Here is a 15455-nt window from a genome sequence, read left to right as displayed (position 1 = left end):
ACAACGCCCGTGACGCCCAGCAGGTGGCGCCCCTCCTCATCGGCAGCGGTCCCGGCGCGGTCGTGGTGACCAGCCGGCACCGGCTCACCGGACTGAACGCGTCCGCCCACCTCACGCTCCCGCCCCTCGCGGAGGCGGAGCAGCACCAGTTGCTCGCCGCGATCTGCGGTCCCGAGCGGCTCGCCGAAGAACGCGCCGCCACCGAACAGATCCTGACGGCGTGCGCCGGACTGCCCCTCGCCCTGAGGATCGTCGGAGCGCGCCTGGCCCACGGCGGACGGACGGTCCCGGCCACCGCGGACCGCCTGCGTCGCGCGGGCGACCGGCTCGGCGCGCTCACCCTCGACCACCTCGACGTCCGAGGGGTCTTCCTGATGAGCTACCAGAGCCTGAGCGGCAGCCCCCGGCCGGCCGAGCGCGCCGCGGCGGAGGCCTTCCGCCGCCTGGGCCTGTGGCCCCATCCCGTCTCCGGCGCGGCGACCGCCGCCCTCCTCGGCCAGCCGATGGGGCAGACCCTCGACCTCCTCGACATCCTCGTCAACGCCCACCTGCTGCAGAACCCCGCCCCCGACGTCTACCGGTTCCACGACCTCCTCGGCGAGTTCGCCGCCGAATGCGCACAGCAAGAAGAAGACGACGATGAGCGACAAGCCTGCCTGACGCGGATCCTCACGTGGTACCGAGCGGTACTCCACCAGGCCGACGTGGCCACCGGCACCCGCCAGCGACCCCGTCGGCGGTCGCGACCGTCTCAGGCCCGTGCCGAAGCCGGAAACGGCGGAAGCGAGGGTGAACAGCGGCAGCGTGGTGTGGCTGGCGATCAGGCCTACGTTGCCGGCGGCCATCGGCGTGAAGGCGAGCAGCAGGACGCGACGGTAGCCGGTGCGGGCCGCCACTCGGGCCACGACGCGCGCCCCGGCGAAGGCCAGGACGTGGGGCACCGCCCCCCGCGCGCCGATCTCCCGGGTCGTGAGCCCGAATCCGTAAGCCTCGTCGGCCGTCGACGCGGCAATGTACGAGGTGCCGACTGCCTGCCTGCCCGCCCGGCAGCACGGCGCCGAAGACGGAACCGGACACCGTAATACGGCGCGCACTCGTCGAGTCCGCCCGGGAACGCCGACGCGCGATCCCCGCACCTCACCTCGTCGCCCTCATCCCCACGGGCCCGATTCGAGAACGGTCACCTCATCGCACGCCTCGAACCCTCCGCAGCCTGAGCGTGATGGCACACTTCGCCAATGACCAATGCCAAGGACACCGTCCGCCAGTTCCTCCTGCAGGTGCGTTCGGGGCTGCACCCTGACCGAGCCGGTCACTTCATGGCCGACCGGGTCCGGGCCCACCAGGTCGTCTCGGAGGCGCCGGTGGTCGTGGAGCGAACGCCACAGCAGTACACCGAGCACGTACAGGAGATGATCGACGCATACGGCCCTTTCACTCTGACCGTGGACGAGCTCATCGCCGAAGGGGATCGGGTCTACGCTCGCTGGACCCAGAACGGGCGGCACGTCGGACTGGTGGACCGCCACCCCCCGACCGGTGCGCAGGTCACGGCGATGACCAGCGCGGTCTATCGCGTCGAGGACGGACTCATTGTCGAGTACTGGATCCAGATCGACCGGCAGGGAATCACCGCGCAGCTACAGCAGGCGGTCACCGAGCACTGATCCCGACTCGATCCACGGGTAGGGACGATCACTCCACCGGGGGGCGGGAGGCCGGTCGCGGCTCCCCCGCCGCTGCCCCTGGTCCTGCCGCGTCTCGTCGGCGAGAGCGGGATGCCGCAGCTGCTCTGGCACCGCACGCCCACACCTCCAGCGTAGGCCCGCATCCACAGGCCTCGACGGACCCGCTCGCCGGCAGCGGACACCGGGGGCCCAGGTGGGAGGGGCAGGTCGGGTGGCGGAGCTCAGCGTCCAGCCCTCAGGCGGTCGACCCAGCGGCCGAGCCTGCGCCGTGACCGGCGAGGACGCGGCTGCGACGGCCTACCACCGTCTGTCCCCGCCTCTTCGGCGGCGCCAGACCTCCGTCGCCAGTGATCATCAGGCGACAGCAGCGGCGCTCTGCGATCCGCTTGAGCCTGGACCTCGACGTGGGCTTCGTGAGCGGTGATGCGGAAGGCCTCCTCGTAGGAAGCCAGGGCTGCACTCATGGCGCTGCCCGCAAGCCCCCGGCGGCGGACACGCGATGCCAGCCAGGTGAAGAACCCCAGGACCACGCCAAGGCCGCCGACCCAGAGCAGCAACGGCAAGAACGCATCCATGGACGTGAGCCTAACGGCTCCTGCGCCGCTCTCCATGGCCTGCCTGGCGGCGGACGATGCCGGATTCCAGGTCGGCTCACGGGGTGGGCGGGGCCGGAGGTGAGGGTCCGACGCCGGGGGAGGTGCGGTGGTAGCCCCTAGTGCTGTGACCGCGAAGGTTCACCGGGTTCGCTGGCTGCTGCGACCACTGGACTGGTGGGATTACGGCCGACAATGAAGTGTTCGGTCCGGGTGTGCAAGGTTCCCCCGCGATCCTGCGTCGGGAGGGCACATGCAGCGCGGCGAGGTCTGGTTGGCGGACTTTGACGAGCAGCGGCCGGTAGTGCTGCTGTCAGGAGACGGAGCGTCCGGGTTCCGAGCGATGCAGGTCGTCGCTACTACTTCTGCGGGGACTGAGATCAGCGGTGTGGCCGTCGAGGTGGCAGTGGGGGCGCCAGAGGGGCTGCCTCTCGAGGGCGTCCTTCGAGTGGCGCTGCCACGTCCCGGTCTTGTCCCGTGCAATTGGCTGGTCACGCTGGCGCCGGAAGACCTGACCGAGCGGGTGGGAGTCTTGTCGTCAACGAAGCTCGGCGAGATCGAGGATGCCCTCCGTGCCGGTGGACTCGAGCAGGCGGCGCACCAGGCTGCTTGATCAGGCAACGAGTGGGGTCGGCCTCCCCGGCGAAGGCCCTTCTCGCTGCGGATGCGGGCACGTTCCTTGCGCTGGGCGGCCAGGATGTCAGGGTGGCGGGCATTCTTGTTTCGCCAGCGCAGGTAGGCGTGCAGGGCCCGGGTCTGGACCGTGTGGTTCGGATGCTGCGAGTTGGCCAGGGTGAACAGCCGCAGCGGCCCGAAGTGGGCCTCGATGGGGTTCGCCCAGGATGCGTAGGTCGGGGTGAAGCACAGTTCGACCTTGTTCTTCGTCGCCCACCTGCGGATTCTCCAGTTCAGGTGGGCGGAAAGGTTGTCGAGGATCACGTAGAGGGGGCCGCCGTCCGGGCGGGTGGCCCGGATCGATCGCAGGGCTGCCCAGGTGTGGTTGATGCCTTTGCTCCTGCGGTTGACACCCCACAGTGTGTCGTCGCCGACCGAGTAGCAGCCGTGGAAGTAGGTGATCCCATGGGTGCGGCGGAAGGCGGCCGGCAGCCAGTTCGGTTTGTCCTGCTTGGCCCAGCGGGATCCGGTGGCGGGACGGATGCCGAGGGGGCCGAACTCGTTCTGGGGACTCCTTCCAGGTCTTCGTGCGCTGGAAGGAGATCCCCGGCGGGCCAGCGGACAGCGCAGGGCTTCCCGGCCGGTCCGCACTGGCCGGGAGATGTTGCGCCACAGGTGGTCGGCGAGTTTTCGGACCGACCAGCGGGTGAAGGGCTTGCCCGGCAGGGTTGGGCGGGTGGTGGCCGTCTGGATGACGAAGTCCTCGTCGTCACGATTCAGCGGGCGGGGACGGCCTCCCGCCCATCGAGGGTCCAGGCATGCAAGCCCGATCTCGTTGAAGCGCTGGATCACATCACGGACGGTGTCCTCATCTGCCTGGACCAACCGCGCGATCACCGGGACCGTGCTCCCGCCGGCCGAGGCCAGCACCATCATCGCCCGCCGAAACCACACCGAGTTCACGGTCTACGCAATTTTTAGGTCTACTGACCTATAGTGTGGCGCATGAGCGATGAACTGCTTTACGACCCGTCCGGGCCCGTCCTGATCACCGGCGGCTACGGAACCGTCGGCGCCGAGATCGCCCGCATGGCCGCCGCCGACTTCCCCGTCCTGCTGACCGGCCGTTCCCCCGAGCGGGGCCGCGCGCTCGCCGAAGGGCTCGGCGGGGAGGCGCGCGCCTGGGACCTCGCGGACCCCGCCCCCTTCCGCGCCGCCGTGCGCGCCGTGGTCGGCTCGGTCAACGACCCCGACGACCGGGTCCTGAGAGCCGCCGTCACCGCCGGGATCCCCTACGTCGACATCACCCGCTGGACGGCCCGGCTCCAGCGGGCCGTCACCGTGACCGCCCTGCTCCGCCCGACCGCCCCCGTGCTGCTGTCCTCGGCGTGGATGGGCGGGGTCAGCAGCCTGGTCGCCGCGCGGCTCGCCGCGGAACTGGGCGGAGCCGAGCGGGTTGAGATCGCCGTCCGGTGGGACACCGCCGACCGGGCCGGAGCTGACTCCGTGGAGTTCATGGACCGGCTCGGCATCGGCTTCGAGGTGGTCGACGGCGGCCGGCGCCGCCTCGCCACCCCGCTCACCGACGCCCGGACGGTCCGTTTCGACGGGGCCCCGGTCAGGGTCGCGCGCATCGACACCCCCGAGCAGTTCACCCTGCCCCTGACCCTCGCCGCCACCACCGTCGCCACCCGGATCGGCTTCAGCTCCGCCGCCGCCACCCGGGCCCTGTTCGCCCTGCGCGGCACAGGCTTCTTCCGCTGGGCCGGCGGCGAACGCTGGGCCCCCGCCCGCCGGGCCCTGCTGCACTCCCCGGGCGACGGCGGAACCGCCCTGGTACGGATCGACGTGGAACACAGCGGCCGGAGCCGGTCCGCGACCGTCGCCGACCCGCACGGCCAGAGCCACCTGACGGCGGCCGGCGCGCTCCTCGGACTGCACCGGGTCCTCGGCACCGACGGGGCACCCGCCCCCGAGGGCGTGGTCTTCCCCGAACAGCACCCCGACCCCGGGGCGGCCGTCGCGCTCCTGGCCGCCCGCGGAGTCCGCGTCGAACTCACCGACGGGCCCTCCGCCGCCCTCCCCGACGGCCTCCACCGGGCCGGGACCCCGGCCGCCGCATGAGCCCCGGACCCACCCCCAAGGGGGAACTGCGCCGTTCGGCACTGCTCGACGCCGCCGAGCGGATCCTCGGCTCGGCCGGCGGAGCCGAACTCACCATGCGCGCGGTCGCCGAGACGGCCGGGGTGCGCCTCGGACACCTCCAGTACTACTTCCCGGCCCGCTCCGATCTCGTGGCGGCCCTCCTCGACCGGATCCTCGCCGCCTCCCTGGAGCGCGTCGCGGTCCTGGCCGAGAACGGCGCCGGCGAAGCAGGAGGACTCGGACCCGCCCTGGACGCCCTCCTCGGTGAACACGAAGACCTGTCCCTGGTACGACTGTTCACCGAGGTCTGGGCCATGGCCGCGCACGACGAGGCCGCCGCCCGCGCCGTCCGCGCCTTCTACGGCAGGTACGCGGACCACGTGGCCGACTTCATCGGGCGCCGCCTGCCGGGCCTGCCCGCCGCCACCGCCCGCTCCCGCGCGGAGGTCTTCGTCATGGTGATGGAGGGCTCGGCCCTGTTCCGCTCCGGCATCGCCGGCACCCCGAGCCCGGCAGCCGAGGCCCGGCTGCGCCGCGTCCTACGGGAGCTCCTCGAATGACCCGGCGGCCGGCCGCGCTCCGGCCCCGGCCCCGGTCCGCCCCTCCTTGGCCTTGCCGACGACGAGGTCGGTGGTCCACGCCTCGCCCGACTTCATCTCCTTGCCGTCGGCGTTGACGGGGGAGTACACGCCGCCCACGGGCACCGTCTCGCGGGGCGCTACGGGCCGTGGGCCACGCTGCACACACGTTTCCGCAGGTGGGCGGTAGACGGGACGTTCGACCGGATGCTGCGGGCCGCTCAGGCGAAGGCGGACGCGGCGGGCGACGTCCAGTGGCTGGTGTCGGTCGATTCCACGGTTGTCCGTGCTCACCAGCATGCGGCCGGGGCACGGAAAGGGGGCTCTGCGACCCGGCCCTCGGTGGTCCAGAGGCGGTCTGACCAGCGAAATCCACCTGGCTTGTGACGGCCGGGGCCGTCCGCTCGGCTTCGTCCTCACGGGAGGCGACACCAACGACTGCACCCGGTTCACCGCCGTGATGGAAGCGATCCGGGTGCCCCGGCTCGGACCCGGTCGTCCCCGTGTCCGGCCCGATCACGTCCTGGGCGACAAGGGCTACGGCTCCAAAGCGATCCGAACCTGCTTCGCCGTCGGGGCATCGTCCATACGATCCCCGAACGGGCCGACCAGGTCCGCAACCGGGCTGGCGCGGCAGCCGCGGAGGCCGCCCGCCGGCCTTCGACCGCGAGGCATACAAGCACCGCAACGTCGTGGAACGGTGCTTCAACCGTCTGAAGCAGAGGCGTGGGATTGCCACCCGGTACGACAAAACCGCCGAGTCCTACGAAGCAGCCGTCACCCTCGCGTCACTCCTGATGTGGGCGTGACATTTGACGACAGAACCTGGGGGTCGGGCAGACCGGTTGCGCGGGTGAGTGCCACAGGCATACGGCGCGCATGGAGTAGGAACGGAAGCGGTCGGTGATCCCCACGTCCCGCGCACGGGCCGTGTGGGTGTGTGAGCCACGACGGTCGGACGGCTTCCCCTCTCGTCACCGGCGCAGCCGCGTCGGGCTCCCGTCCGGGGGGGGCGCCTCGGACGGCGCCGTGCGACGCCCGGCGACCGCGACGACGCCACCCGCCCGATCGCCGACGTCCTCGCCGGCGTGGACCGTGACCGACGCGCGGCACGGTCACCCCGGTCGCCCTGGTCGCGCCCCGTCCCCTCGGTCGCGCCGGGCGCCCCGGTCAGCCCCGGTTGCCCAGGTCCAGCCGGCCGAGCAGCCCGGCCGCCGTGAACGCGGCGATCAGTTCGTCACGCCCCTCGGTGAAGTGCCCCCAGCTGTCGTAGTGGACGGGAACCACCCGGCGCGCGTCGAGGATCCGGGCGGCATCCGCCGCCTGCGCGCTGTCGAGGACGAGCAGCCCGCCGTCGAAGAGTTGGGGGAAGCGCGGAGCCCCCGCGAACAGGATGGCGGTGTCCACCGGGCCGAACCGTCCGGCGATCTCCTTGACCAGGTCGACGGAGGCGTTGTCGCCGCTGACGTAGACCGTCGGCAGACCCTGCCCGGTGAGGACGAAACCGACGACCTGACCGGTGAACGGCTCGACCTCCTCGCGCGTGCCCGGCCCGTGCAGGGCGGGCACGCCGGTGACCGTGATTCTGCCGCCGTCGGGACGGTCGAGGTCGACCGACTCCCAGTCGGCGAGCCCCTTGGCACCCGCCCCGAGGCGCTTCCCGCCCCCGGGTGTGGTCAGGGTCAGGGGCACGTCGGCGAGCAGGGCCCGGCCGGACTCGTCGAGGTTGTCGGGGTGTTCGTCGTGGGAGAGCAGGACCACGTCTATGCGGCCGAGGTCGGTCGGCGCGGCGGAGGCGGCGGCCGTCTTGGTCAGTCGCCGGCCGCTCGGCATGGGGTACTCGCGCGGCGCGTCGAAGGTGGGATCGGTCAGGAACCGCAGGCCGCCGTATTCGAAGAGGGCGGTGGGGCCGCCGAACACGCGGACGGGGATCTGCTCGACGGGCGTGCTGGTGTCAACCATCAGTACCTCACGGATAAGTTGTGGGCCATCCGTGATGATCGTAGAGGTCTCTCACGGATGGACGCAATGGGTACCATGAGAATCATGAGTGAGATCCCGGCCGCCGAATCCGCGCCACCGCCCGCGCCGGGGGCGCAGGACCACCTCGCCCTCGACTTCGTCAACAGCGCCATCGCGCTGCCCGGGGGGCAGTTCATCGATTACCTCGGCACGCCCGAGAGCGCGAACCGGTGGCTCACCGCACACGGCCTCGCGCCGGCCGACGCCGGGGTCCGGGACATGTGCGCGACGCGGCTGCGCTCGATGCGGGAGCACCTCCGGGCGCTGTTCGCCGCCCGTGTCGACGGGGTGCCCGCCCCGCCCGCGGCGCTGTCCGCCGTCAACGCGGCGATGAGCAAGGCCCCCACGGCGGCCCTGCTGTACTGGGACGAGAAGAACGGCCCCTACCGAGTGGCGCCGTGCCCGACCAACGAGATCCTCGACCGCGCCCTGGCGTCCCTCGCCGCCGACGCGGCCGATCTCCTCACCGGCCCCGACGCCGACCGCCTCACCGGCTGCGGGTCGAGCCCCTGCAACCGCTACCTGCTGCGCAACGGCCGCCGCCACTGGTGCTCCACCCGCTGCGGCGACCGCGCCCGGGCCGCCCGCGCGTACGCCCGGCGCACCCGGACCCAGGTGACGACGGACTGACGGGACCCGAAACGACGAACCCGCGCTCCGGACGGTGTTGCCGGCCGGCGCCTCGACGTACCGCACACACCGCAGAGTCCTCCTGGGACTGCCGCCCAGCGGATCTCCTTTTGGGGTCTGGCCAACCAGTACCTCGCCGAACTGGCCCCCTGGTCCGTGCCGCTTTGTGTGGTGGTACCCGTCGCCGTGGTAGCGCTTACGTGTGGACGGCCGTGGTACCGCCACGCGGTGTTCCTGCGTGCTCCCAAGACCGCCGACCGCCGCAGCTCCTGGCAGGCCGTGCGCGACGCCCGCGCGGAGACGGCGCGCCTGACCCCTGCTCGCGGCCCGCATAGGCGGCGCCACGCCGCCCCTGGGTCCCGGCACGGTGTCGGTGCAGGTCGTGTGCGGGCCTGATTGAGACGCCTCATCGGGCGGAACTTTGGCCGTCGATCGAGGGTTTCGGCAGCTCGGCGGCGGCCCCGTCACACCCGGGCGTACGGGCCCTCGGTCGCCATCGTGTTCTGCATCGCCGTCAGCCTGCGGACGAAGAGGACGGCGAGTATTGCGGCGATCACGGTGACCAGGTCGGCGGCGATCCCGAGCAGTCCCGCCGAGAGCAGTGCGTCCACGGTCTCGGCCGCCATGTAGATCTTGCTGAAGACGCGGCCCGTGATCGCGGCCAGGACCCAGACCACCCACCAGGACGTCAGCAGGCTGGCGGGCGCCGTGCGGTCGGCACCGTCGGGGCCGAGCTGGGTGCTGGCCCGCCAGGTCTGCCGCGCGATCCGGTGGGGCAGGAACAGATTCGCCACGGGGACGAACCAGGCACCTATGGCCCAGCCGCGGCCCAGGGTGAAGACGTCGGGGCGGAAGGCGCCGCCGTTGCTGCGCACGCGGTGGAACCAGATGATGAAGACGACGACCGTGGGCAGGACCGTGAGGAACTGCAGTACTCCGGCAAGCATGGTGAGCGCGGGAGACAGACTGAGTTCGAGGTCGTCGAAGCGGGTGCTCCCGGGGAAGCCCTGCAACCACGATTGCTCATAGGCGCCGGCGCCGGCGGAGAAGAGGTGCGCCGCGGCCGCTGCGCCGAGCAACCAGGTCAGGGCCGTTGCGAGGCCCCTCGGGGAGCGCAGCACACCATGAAATGCCGGCGGAGCCACACTGGCAGGCCCGTACGGGTAGGGATGGCCCTGCTGGGGGACCTGATAAGGAGTGGGGCCCGTCTGCGGCAACGGCTGCGGAGGCGGCTGTGAGCCGGGCGTACTGAAGGACATGAAGACGGACCCCCCACGGGAACGGATGACATGCGGAAGGCCTCCGCCGGGTGGGCGGAGGCCTCTGAGAAGGTACGTCCCCCGATAGCCGGAGTCCAGACGGTTTCTGCTGGCCAGGACGTGTGCAGAAGGGTGGGCCGATCGGCCGGGCCTAGAAGTCCGGCAGAAGCCGTTGACCAAGCGAAGCGACTGCCGGTTCAGGTGCTTGCCCGGCCGGGCTGTAGGCGACCTCCGTCACGGCTGTGGCCTGCGTCGGATGAGCTGTGATCGCTCATCGAGTCGGCCCGGCGAAACGGAAGCCATAAGGGCGGCCCCGAACGGCTGCACACCCTGCGTGTGCGACGAACGCCCAGGCGCCGCCGCTCGCGGGCTGCCCGGGCCTGCCTGTCGAACGGGGAGGGGACACCTGTGAGCCGGCGGCCGGTACCGGACGGGGCGCAGGGGCGTCCAGAGGCTGAATCCGTGTTCCCGACCGCATGCCGTGGAGGTCCCGCAGACGCGGTTGCTGAGGCCGGGGGTGCCGGAACCCGGCCTCAGCCACTGCGCATGCCGTTGGCGCACCGAGTGCGCGGTCAGTTGGTCAGTTGCCGGCGATGATGTCGCCGATGTGGGTCCATCCGTTCGGGCCGGTGGTGTCGCCGCCATTGAACAGGGAGGCGTGGAGGCAGGCCAGCTATGCCCTAGACACGCAGCACGTTGTCGGCCCGCCGCTCCAGCGCGGCCGAGTCGTCGTTGCTCCCGTACGAGCCTTCAGTCGCTTCACCCGGGCGGCTTTCACCACCGGAGTCGGTGGCAGCGCCCGAGCCCGCCTCGGCCGTGGGCGTCGCCGCGGCGGCGGCCGCCGGGGATCTCCGCGAAGAACTGCGGGTCCTCCACGGGCGGGACCCGTTCGGTGGAGGACGGCGGCGGTGTGCCCGTGCGGGCGGCTTCCACGACGAGGAACCGCACGTCCTCTCGCCGGTCGCCGTCCGCCCGCCCGGTAAGGGCCGCGAGCAGGAACATGGCACCGGGATGCCCGGCCTCGCTCGCCGTGCCGAACCAGCGCTCGGCCCGCAGCAGCTCGCCGCGCAGCAGCGCCTTCGGTCCGCGCCGTAGAACGAATCCGCATGTGTCCGCTCGCTGTGGGTGCTGGTTCGTGCAGGTGGGTCAGGTGTGCCGCACCAGGTGGTGGACCGTGAAGAGGAGGTGTTGCTCACCGTAGTGGAAGCGGCTGGCGAGGCTTTCGTATCGGGTGTACTGCTCCTCGGTGAGAGGGAGTCGCAGGATCGCCACGATGGGCAGGAACAAGCGGAACCCGAGGTCGGGATCGGCCCGGACGACGACCTGCTCCAGTGCCTCCATCACCGTGGAGCTCTCCAGGGGGTGGAACGCGGGGCTGATCACCGTGCCTGCGGCAAGCGGAGCCAGTTCGCGGATTTCGCGCAGGACCTCGGCACCGCCGTCACCGGCCGGGGCCGTGTTCGCCGGGGCGTAGACGGGTGCCACCGCGGACAGGTTCTCCTCGCACCGATCAGCGATCTGCCGCAGCCACTCCCGACCTGCGATACCGAGCAGGTCGATGTTGTAGCCCCGCTCCGTCGCGGCCAGCCACACGAGGGTGATCGCGTCGTCCGGCAAGCCGGAGTCGAGTAGCCGGCGGGTGTCCTCGAGGAGGACAGCGGCTTCGGAGCCTGGCGGGCGCTCGTACCCGTCGCCCACCAGCGCGTGTTCGACGGCCTGGCCGGGGGTGCGGTGGTGCCAGCCGGCGGTGAACAGTCCGGCGAGCCGGGAGAGCCCGAAGTCACCATGGAGCCGGCACCGGCTGGTGCTGACCGCCGGCCAGAGGATAGTGAGACCGTCATGGACGACGGCTGCGGGGAAGCCGAATCGCCAGCCCAGTTCCTGAAGGCGGAGGTACCCCTCGTACGGGACGGGCACCGCGCGGGCCTTGAGCGCGCGGAGGAACAGCCGCATGCCGAGGTCGCCATCCGCGCCGGTCACCACCTGTTCCAGGGCGTCGACCAGGTCCGGCAGTGCCGTGGCACCGGTCAGGCCTGGTGCCATGGCCCGGAGTTCCACCACGACGGCGCGGCACAGTACCGCGTCCCGCACCGGCCGCACGGGCGACGGGACGTAGGAGCGCTTCTCCTGGCGAAGCCGTGCCGTGGACACGTCCGAGACCTGCTCCAGCCAGGCACGACAGCTCATGCCGTGGCCGCGCGGGTCGAAGGCGTGCCCAGTGGCGGACAGCCACACCGTGGAGAGGACGTGTTCCGGTAGGTCGGACGCCAGCAACCGGCGGGCGTCCTCACCCAGCTCGACGGCTCCCTCACCCTCGAAGCAGTCGGCGATCTCTGCGGCGCAGAGGGCAATATCCAGATCTGTCCTGGAGCCGGTGAGGGCGAGGCGTTCGGTCAGGGCTGTCAGTCCGAAATCCGAGCCGTAGAGCTCGTAGTACGCGCCACGTTCCCGGATCACGGTCCCACCCCCGGGGGGAAATGCGGTCATGATGGCGAACCCACCTCGTCCCTGGCCGTTGTGATTCTGCACCTTCATCAGTTTCAGCCTGACTTCGTTCCGGCGTTGGTGATCGTCACGCCGTCAGGGCGGTAGGTCTTCCCTAGGGACTGGTAGGCCGTCCAGCGCCGCGGCCGCTGATGTTTCCAGGGCCACTTCGCCGTCCTGCGCTCTGGCAACCTTCTGTTTGAACGCGTTCCAATGCCGCCTTGTCGAAGACCCGCTGGCCGCTCTTGACGGTCGTGAAGTGGTCCTCGAGAACGCGATCGATGGCCTGTTGGGCGATCTCCTGGCTGGTCCACACCGTATTCGGCACACCCTTGCGCCGGGCGGTCCTGAACGCTTCGGCCGGATCCGGGAGTACGTGTTCCGTGAGACTGCGCATCGCGCCCGAGTCCCTGTACTTCCGGAGACTCGGCAAGAGCTCGTCGCTGAGGTTGACGCAGTTGTGCACGAGCACGTCCGGTGCCTGTGAGCCTTCGGCGCGGACGTAGAAGGTGTTCGGGCCGTCGACCGTGAGGTCGTAGACCTGCTGGAACGCCGCGTCGGTCTCACTGCGCACCCTTGCCACCGTGACCTGCGTTCCGCCGGGGCGGAGCAGCCGGTCTCCCGGACGCAGTTCCGAGGCCAGGACCCAGCCGCGCTTGACGGCGTGAACCTTGTGGCCCGGGGTGGTGTCCAGCCTGCTGCCATCGGCCAGGCTGATGCTGACCAGCCGGTCGGCCGTGTGCCGGAAGGTATCGGTGACCGGCTCGGAGCGGACGATCCCGGTGGCCGGATCGTTGGCCAGTACCGCGTCACCCACCCGCAGGGGGGTGACGACGCTGCTGGTGCCGTCACCTTGCCGGGCCGGTGATGGCACACCACGGTGACCGGAATTGCGCGTGGTTTGACCAGTCCAGGCCCCATCCCCGAGCCCGGGTCGGATTTCACACCGAGCGCCAGGACACGTCCGCGCCGGTCCGGCTTGGTCTGCTGGAGCTGAGTGACGAAGCCGAGGCCGACGGGCGCGAGGGATTCCGCCCTCTCGTGGAGCTCAGCCCCGAGGACCGACGGCAGGTCGTCACCCTGCCTCCGAGCATCGCGCGGCTGACCATGGTCAAGCACCTGGAGCCTTGAGGAGTTCACCCCCTACAGCTCACAAGTTGCGACCGCCTTTTCCCCGCCTGCAGCCTGACCTGGACTCCGTCCACAGAGCTTGCCCTGGAAGACCTCGATCCCAGACGCGGGGATCCACAACGGCCGTGCGGCGCGCCCTGACGGGGGTGGGCCCCGGTCCGCGAGCTGTGGGAGTGCGCGAACCCGAAGGTCCGGTTCATCCTGGGCACCATCGTGGTCACGGTGTTCCTGTCAGGGATCCTGCTTTCCTGATGGGATACGGTCAAACCCGCCACGGACGAAGGGAAACCCCCACATGCTGACGGAGACGACCGGCCGAACGCCCCAGGGCCTCGCCGCCGAACTGGCCGGCCTCAAGGCGGTCGACGACTGGCCGTCGGTCTGGTCGGGCCCGCCCCAGGGCGGGTCGGGGGCGTTCAACGAGTGGTGCGGACGGTACGGCTGGCAGCCGCAGACGTTCGACCGGCAGCTGCTCGTGGAAACGCGCAGCGGCGGGCGATGGACGTTCTACGACCGCATCGGCGGCGAGTGGAGCCCGCTCGTGAGCCTGACGCACTACCCGTGGCAAGTGAAGGCCGGCTCCGCCGCCGAGAACAACGAGGTCCTCACGACCGCCGCCGCAGTCTGGCCGGCGCACCTGGAGGCAGCCGTGGGCGTCCTTGGGGCGCCGACGTGGACCGGCCCCTGGGACGCCCCGGACTTCCCAGAACCCCCCCACCCCTCGTACTGGCACAGCCGTGAGGCACGCATGCGGTCCCGCCGGCCCTACCGGTTCGCGTACTGGGCACCGGGCGGAGACGTTCCGGGAACGCCGTTCATCGTGTTGAGCCAATCGGTGGCCTTCCCGACCTGGACCACCGACATGGCCGGTGCATCGGCGATCGTCCTTGACGTATACGCGCCCGAAGAGTTCCAGGGCTCCGGCCGATGACGGACGCGTCGTACCCCACTCGGGACGAACTCGCGCGTGCCATCGCGCTCGAGGCCGCCTACGAGGCGTCGAAGCCGCGGACCCCGGACCAGGTGGAGGCGGTCACGGCCCGCATATGGGGGGACTGGGTAGCGGCATACCCCGAGGCGGAGAACCGGCCTCCCTTGATCTCGTTCATCAGGGAGGTCGCCGACACTCGGTCGGTCACCATCGAGGGCCGTGGCGACACCCGCGCCTTCTGGTCGTTCAGGTCCCAGCCGGAGGGCGCCCCGCGGGATGTGGGACACCGGTTCCTTGCGCAGGCCTGCGGCGAGAGCCGCGGGTACCAAGTGCTGGAGGACACCGAAGCGGGCCGGACGCTGGACTCCTACCACTTGTGGCAACCCGAAGTGCAGAGGGCACTGGCCGAGGACCTCGGTCTGCCCGTGCAGGACGTGAGGGACCTCGCTCCGGAGGTCTGGAAGGCCGCGTCGTTCCGCTATGCCGTGGAGTCCCAGGGGCCGGTCGTGGCCTTCGCCGCCGAGATCGGTGCCGGTTCGGTCCTCGGTGAGACGGAGATGCCGCAGCTTCTCGGCCACCGCAACGTCGGGAAGGAAGGAGTCAGGTTCCCCCTCCCGTTCCCCCGCCACCAGCATCTTCCCGTGGAGATCGACGAGCTGATGTCGGACGAGGCGGTCCGGTGTCAGATGCGGATGGAGGACTACGACGCGAAGGACACGACCCCCGAGCAGTTCGCCGCCAAGCTCGCCGCCGTCGACGTCCCCGAACGCTTGAAGGAGCAGCACGGCGCTGCGGTCACGAGGCTGGGAGCGGCCAAGGGCTACGAGGAACTGACCGCCCGCACGGCCGGGAACGAGCAGACGGGCCCCCAAGCCCCCGAGGTCGCGGCGTCGGAACTGGACGAACCCGCGCCGCCGAAGCCCGAACCCGCGGCACCCAGGCTCGGCCAGTCCTTCATCCACGGGGCGGCCATCCCCCGCACCGTCGCTGTCCCGCCCCGCCCCGCAGCCGCCGTGGCCAGTACGCACGGCGTGATCAACCCCGTGCTCGAGGCCTCCTCCAAGTCTCCAGGGGTCGAACGGTGAAACGCCCCGAAGACACCGCCGCCGCCGGCGCGTCGGGGTTGCCCGCCAGGCCGACCCATGTCCCGTGCGCGGTGAAGACGGGGACCTGGTCGCGGTCGGCTTCGAAGACGACGCGGTAGTCGCCGTACCGGTCGAGCGCCATGTCGCGCAGAACCGGGATGAGCGCGGCGCCCCCAGGACCTCCAGGGCGTCGACGCTGAGCCGGACGGGCGCGCCGGGCTCCGGCGGCTGGACCAGGGCGCCGGTCGCGCAGAGCAGGCCGCCGGGCTGTATGCCGGTCAGCAGCTCCTGAGC

13 protein-coding genes and 4 pseudogenes are annotated in these 15455 nt (G+C 71.1%); 9 read left to right on the top strand and 8 right to left on the bottom strand.

Features of this window, described 5'->3' with window-relative positions:
• Positions 1–896, bottom strand: a pseudogene (locus ABT403_RS29185) (hypothetical protein); the annotation flags it as partial.
• A 342-nt stretch (positions 897–1238) separates the two neighbouring features.
• Between ABT403_RS29185 and ABT403_RS29180 the strand changes: the two are divergent.
• Entirely contained in the window at positions 1239–1667 is a 429-nt protein-coding gene (locus ABT403_RS29180) for an ester cyclase (protein WP_344155188.1), read from the top strand.
• 1244 nt (positions 1668–2911) lie between these two features.
• Here the strand turns inward: ABT403_RS29180 and ABT403_RS29170 are convergent.
• Positions 2912–3862: pseudogene (locus ABT403_RS29170) on the bottom strand (helix-turn-helix domain-containing protein); the annotation flags it as partial.
• Between the two features lie 39 nt (positions 3863–3901).
• On the opposite strand from ABT403_RS29170, the gene ABT403_RS29165 reads away from it, so the two are divergent.
• Both ABT403_RS29165 and ABT403_RS29160 read left to right on the top strand, forming a co-directional pair.
• On the top strand, positions 3902–5020 hold the full coding sequence (locus ABT403_RS29165; protein ID WP_344155185.1) for a saccharopine dehydrogenase family protein: 1119 nt from the start codon (positions 3902–3904) through the stop codon (positions 5018–5020).
• Complete coding sequence (locus ABT403_RS29160) at positions 5017–5601, top strand: TetR/AcrR family transcriptional regulator (RefSeq protein ID WP_344155182.1); 585 nt, start codon at positions 5017–5019, stop codon at positions 5599–5601. The genes ABT403_RS29165 and ABT403_RS29160 overlap by 4 nt, the downstream gene beginning before the upstream one ends.
• On the opposite strand, the gene ABT403_RS29155 is transcribed toward ABT403_RS29160, so the two are convergent.
• The gene (locus ABT403_RS29155) at positions 5581–5784 is read right to left on the bottom strand and encodes a hypothetical protein (RefSeq protein WP_344155179.1); all 204 of its coding nucleotides are present in this window, start codon (positions 5782–5784) and stop codon (positions 5581–5583) included. The two genes, ABT403_RS29160 and ABT403_RS29155, sit on opposite strands and share 21 nt — an antisense overlap.
• A gap of 102 nt (positions 5785–5886) precedes the next feature.
• Here ABT403_RS29155 and ABT403_RS29150 point away from each other — a divergent pair.
• A pseudogene (locus ABT403_RS29150) lies at positions 5887–6220 on the top strand (transposase); the annotation flags it as partial.
• 61 nt (positions 6221–6281) lie between these two features.
• Positions 6282–6428 (top strand): annotated as a pseudogene (locus ABT403_RS29145) (transposase); the annotation flags it as partial.
• A 361-nt stretch (positions 6429–6789) separates the two neighbouring features.
• Here ABT403_RS29145 and ABT403_RS29140 read toward each other — a convergent pair.
• Positions 6790–7581, bottom strand: a complete 792-nt coding sequence (locus tag ABT403_RS29140) for an MBL fold metallo-hydrolase (protein ID WP_344155176.1) — start codon at positions 7579–7581, stop codon at positions 6790–6792.
• Positions 7582–7665: 84 nt separating this feature from the next.
• Between ABT403_RS29140 and ABT403_RS29135 the strand changes: the two genes are divergently transcribed.
• Complete coding sequence (locus ABT403_RS29135) at positions 7666–8271, top strand: CGNR zinc finger domain-containing protein (protein WP_344155173.1); 606 nt, start codon at positions 7666–7668, stop codon at positions 8269–8271.
• A gap of 464 nt (positions 8272–8735) precedes the next feature.
• On the opposite strand, the gene ABT403_RS29130 is transcribed toward ABT403_RS29135, so the two are convergent.
• The 4 genes from ABT403_RS29130 to ABT403_RS29115 all read right to left on the bottom strand — a co-directional run bounded on the left by ABT403_RS29130 (position 8736) and on the right by ABT403_RS29115 (position 12888).
• A complete protein-coding gene (locus tag ABT403_RS29130; protein WP_344155170.1) occupies positions 8736–9350 on the bottom strand; it encodes a DUF4328 domain-containing protein in 615 nt (204 codons plus the stop codon).
• A gap of 954 nt (positions 9351–10304) precedes the next feature.
• Positions 10305–10532, bottom strand: a complete 228-nt coding sequence (locus tag ABT403_RS29125) for a hypothetical protein (protein ID WP_344155167.1) — start codon at positions 10530–10532, stop codon at positions 10305–10307.
• Between the two features lie 144 nt (positions 10533–10676).
• Positions 10677–11987, bottom strand: a complete 1311-nt coding sequence (locus ABT403_RS29120) for a hypothetical protein (protein WP_344155164.1) — start codon at positions 11985–11987, stop codon at positions 10677–10679.
• 142 nt (positions 11988–12129) lie between these two features.
• Positions 12130–12888 carry a polymorphic toxin-type HINT domain-containing protein gene (locus ABT403_RS29115; protein WP_344155162.1) on the bottom strand — a complete coding sequence of 253 codons (759 nt, stop codon included), beginning with the start codon at positions 12886–12888 and terminating at the stop codon, positions 12130–12132.
• Between the two features lie 552 nt (positions 12889–13440).
• Between ABT403_RS29115 and ABT403_RS29110 the strand changes: the two genes are divergently transcribed.
• From ABT403_RS29110 to ABT403_RS29100, 3 genes are all read left to right on the top strand, one after another.
• On the top strand, positions 13441–14076 hold the full coding sequence (locus ABT403_RS29110) for a hypothetical protein (RefSeq protein WP_344155159.1): 636 nt from the start codon (positions 13441–13443) through the stop codon (positions 14074–14076).
• On the top strand, positions 14073–15161 hold the full coding sequence (locus ABT403_RS29105; protein ID WP_344155156.1) for a hypothetical protein: 1089 nt from the start codon (positions 14073–14075) through the stop codon (positions 15159–15161). Before ABT403_RS29110 ends, ABT403_RS29105 begins: the two co-directional genes overlap by 4 nt.
• Before the next feature lie 64 nt (positions 15162–15225).
• Positions 15226–15453, top strand: a complete 228-nt coding sequence (locus ABT403_RS29100; protein ID WP_344155153.1) for a hypothetical protein — start codon at positions 15226–15228, stop codon at positions 15451–15453.
• Positions 15454–15455: the final 2 nt, after the last annotated feature.

Source organism: Streptomyces sp. NPDC000075, from assembly GCF_040301925.1.
Classification (GTDB): Bacteria; Actinomycetota; Actinomycetes; order Streptomycetales; family Streptomycetaceae; genus Streptomyces; species Streptomyces polychromogenes.
This window is presented reverse-complemented; position numbering and strand designations above follow the sequence as displayed.